Origin of the sequence: Paracoccus spongiarum (genome assembly GCF_030732095.1) — a bacterium.
In the GTDB taxonomy this organism is placed as follows: domain Bacteria; phylum Pseudomonadota; class Alphaproteobacteria; order Rhodobacterales; family Rhodobacteraceae; genus Paracoccus; species Paracoccus spongiarum.
Map to the genome: position 1 here is coordinate 1 of NZ_JAVAMQ010000050.1, position 3,314 is coordinate 3,314.

Below are 3,314 nucleotides of genomic sequence, written 5' to 3' on the forward strand. Positions count from 1 at the left end.
CCGATGATGCGGATCTCGTCGGCCGTGCGCTCGTAGGCGGGGTAGAGCGGGTTGTCCGAGATGACCCGCACGGCCGGCGGGTCGCTGTTGGGGATGTGCTCGAGGCGCTTGGCCACGAGGCCCATCCCGTCGTCGAGGACGAAAATGCCGGGCGGGCTGGGGAACTGGCGTGTCATGTCGACCAGTACGGCATCGCCGTCTTGCAGCGTCGGGACCATGCTGTCGCCTTCGACATGCATGATCCGGAGTTGTGACGGACTGGCCTTCAGCTTGTGGCGGATCCACGACTGGCGGAAGTGGTAGGCGCGGCCGGGCGTGTCGCCGTCCTCGGTCACCACGGCGCCACCGCCCATGGCGGGGCGCGGCGTGGCATGCGCGATCGCCACGAAGGTACCTTCGGGGTTCTCGGTGAAGGGGGAGGGGCCCTCGATCTCGCCGATACCGTGGATGAGCCACTCGCGATCCACCTTCAGCACGCGGGCGACGTCGGCCAGCCGGTCGATGCTGGGGCGCGAGGAGCGGCCGCGCAGGATGTCATAGACGAAGGAGCGGTTGACCCCGGCCATCTCCGCGACATGGGCCGGTGCCAGGCCGAGTTGGTCGGAGCGGGCCCGTAGGCGGTCGGCCAGGGTGTGATGTTCAGTCATCTTTTCCCCAAGGGGCTGTGGATAGAGTTGGATATGACAGGATTGAATTGGGATCGTCAAGCGGCTAGAACAAAAGCCAAACAGATTGCATGGGAATCGGGGGCCCGGATGGAGATCGAGAAGGCGTATTTCACCCTGCCGGAAGTCCTCGCCCGCTGGTCGATGCCCGAGGTCGATCTGGTCTATCTGGCCGAGAACGACCAGCTGCGTCTGTCCGTCCGCATCCTCAACCTGCCTATCGAGTTCGGCGACTTCGAGGAAACCGACGATGGCCGCTGCTTCTCGATCCCCACCGAGCGGTCCTTGTTCAATGGACTGCTGGACCTGCACGTTCAGGACGTCTTCCAGCTCTTCCGCCTTGGCGAGGTCAGCATCACCCGGTTCCGGACAGCGAAGGCGGACTATGCCTGCTTCTACGGCTCGCGCGAGTGCCTGAAAATCCGCAAGCCGGATCTGGTGTTAAGGCGCGAAGAACGCGACCGTTTCGAGGCAGAGACAGGGTTTGGCGGCGCCTCGGGCCTGAAGGCCGCTGTCGGGTTTCACGCATCTGCCGATTACCACAGCGTCCGGTGCAATGGCCGGGAGTTCCGGCTCGGTCCGATCCAGGCGCAAGTCGTACGGATCCTGCACGCGGCCGCTCAGCGGGGCGAGCAGTGGCAAAGCGGCAAGGCGGTGCTCTCATTGGCCGGGTCGCGGAGCCTCAAGATGGCGGACGTCTTCAAGTCCAAGAAGGACTGGCCGCTGCTCATCGAGTCGAACGGCCGCGGGGCCTATCGGCTCGCAGGCGTCTGAGTCGGACGCTCGATGGCTCCCACCGGATCCCCGCTGAGGGATGCGCCGGGGGATGGAGGGGGATGGCGATCCCACCGGCATGCGATTCAGCCCATGATTGAAGCCGTCCGGCCGATCCCTCGCCGTATCCCACTCTGATCCCGACGACATCCCCACATCGCGCCGTGCATCTTCCTCCCGACGACACACCGGGAGAGGACGATGCAGACCAGAACCTGCCTGAACCAGACCGAACTTGCCGCACGCTGGAGCATTTCGGCGCGCACCCTTGAGCGCTGGCGCTGGACCGGCGAGGGCCCGGCGTTCCTGAAGATCGGGGGCCGCGTGGTCTACCGGCTCGAGGATGTGCTGGCCTATGAGCAGGCCCGCCAGCGGCGCAGTACTGCGGATCGGGGCGCGGCATGATAGCCCGGCACTCCACCATCCGCGCCACCGGCGTCGTGTCGATCTTCGGTGCGGCTGGACCAGCGCTCGACGAGGTCGGGCTTTCTGCCTGGATCGCGCAGGCCGCACCCGGAGAGACGCTCGTCTACCACCGCGGCTTTCTCGCGGTCGACGCGACCTCCGTCATCTCGAAGCTGCCTGCTGAACAGCAGCGCACCCTGCGTCTGGTAGCATCGGCCGCACTGCGCGCCGCCGAGCAGGGCCTTGTCCACCTCGTCCAGGCCCGGATCGGCCCCGACCAGTTCGCCTACATCGCCATCGCCCGGACCAAGCCGCGCCAGGCCGGTCCCTCCCTTTCGGTGCGCCTCCTCGAGGCCGCCTGACCCCATTCGCCCAAATGGAGACCCCCATGACGTTCCCGCAGAACACCCCCAGCATCGATCAGCTGATCAACCTGCCCGCTGGCGAGATCGCCCAGCTTCCCGTCGAGCTTCTGGCCGCCCTGCAGCGCGAGATCGACGCCGCCGCCAAGCAGATGAAGGCCGTCACCGCGCGCTTTGCCACCGCGCTCGAGGTCCGCTACGCCGCCCGCGCTGCCGAGGCACGCCGCGCCTGCGGCAAGGACACTGGTACTGTCCGCATTGTCGATGGCGATTTCACCGTGGTCGCCGACCTGCCGAAGCGTGTCGAGTGGGACCAGGCGAAGCTCGCCGCAATGGTCGAGCGCATCCGCGCTGCGGGTGAAGATCCGGCCGAATATGTCGAGATCAGCTTCAAGGTGCCCGAACGTGCCTATGTCGCCTGGCCCGAGGCGATCCGCCAGGGCTTTGAGCCCGCCCGCACCGTCAAGACCGGCACGCTGAAGATCGACCTCCTGCCGCAGGAGGATCGCGCGTGAGCCTGCCCATCATCACCGCCGACCAGCGGCTGGCCGAGCCGCGCGGCATCAAGGGTTGCATCTTCGGCAAGTCTGGCATCGGCAAGACCAGCCTTCTCTGGACGCTCGACCCGGCCCGCACGTTGTTCATCGACCTCGAGGCGGGCGATCTGGCCATCGAGGGCTGGCCGGGTGACAGCATCCGGCCGCGCACATGGGCGGAGTGTCGGGATTTCGCAGTGTTCATCGGCGGGCCGAACCCGGCCCTGCGTGATGAACAGCCCTACAGCCCGGCGCATCATGCCGCGGTCTGCCAGAAGTTCGGCGATCCCGCAGCGCTCGACCGCTACGACACGATCTTCGTCGACTCGATCACCGTGGCGGGGCGGCTCTGCTTCCAATGGTGCAAGGGCCAGCCCGAAGCCGTGTCGGAAAAGACCGGCAAGCCGGATGTGCGCGGGGCCTACGGGTTGCACGGGCGCGAGATGATCGCCTGGCTGACCCACCTCCAGCACACCCGGGGCTGTAACGTCTGGTTCGTGGGAATCCTCGACGAGAAGTTCGACGACTTCAACCGGCGTATCTTCCAGCCGCAGATCGACGGCTCGAAGACC

At 66.5% G+C, this 3,314-nt stretch carries 6 protein-coding genes; 5 read left to right on the forward strand and 1 reads right to left on the reverse strand.

Annotated features, from left to right (window positions below):
- Window positions 1–647 (reverse strand): LexA family transcriptional regulator (locus Q5Y72_RS19515; protein WP_305965051.1); only part of this gene is annotated, 647 nt, incomplete at its 3' end.
- Between the two features lie 108 nt (window positions 648–755).
- On the opposite strand from Q5Y72_RS19515, the gene Q5Y72_RS19520 reads away from it, so the two are divergent.
- From Q5Y72_RS19520 to Q5Y72_RS19540, 5 genes are all read left to right on the forward strand, one after another.
- Window positions 756–1,439, forward strand: coding sequence for a hypothetical protein (locus Q5Y72_RS19520; protein ID WP_305965052.1), 684 nt, complete (start codon window positions 756–758; stop codon window positions 1,437–1,439).
- Window positions 1,440–1,640: 201 nt separating this feature from the next.
- Window positions 1,641–1,844 (forward strand): helix-turn-helix transcriptional regulator, encoded by a 204-nt coding sequence (locus Q5Y72_RS19525; protein WP_071166986.1) that lies wholly within the window; start codon window positions 1,641–1,643, stop codon window positions 1,842–1,844.
- The gene (locus Q5Y72_RS19530; RefSeq protein WP_305965053.1) at window positions 1,841–2,206 is read left to right on the forward strand and encodes a hypothetical protein; all 366 of its coding nucleotides are present in this window, start codon (window positions 1,841–1,843) and stop codon (window positions 2,204–2,206) included. Before Q5Y72_RS19525 ends, Q5Y72_RS19530 begins: the two co-directional genes overlap by 4 nt.
- A 26-nt stretch (window positions 2,207–2,232) precedes the next feature.
- Complete coding sequence (locus Q5Y72_RS19535) at window positions 2,233–2,721, forward strand: hypothetical protein (RefSeq protein ID WP_305965054.1); 489 nt, start codon at window positions 2,233–2,235, stop codon at window positions 2,719–2,721.
- On the forward strand, window positions 2,718–3,314 hold a 597-nt coding region (locus Q5Y72_RS19540; RefSeq protein ID WP_305965055.1), incomplete at its 3' end, for an ATP-binding protein. The genes Q5Y72_RS19535 and Q5Y72_RS19540, both read left to right, overlap by 4 nt.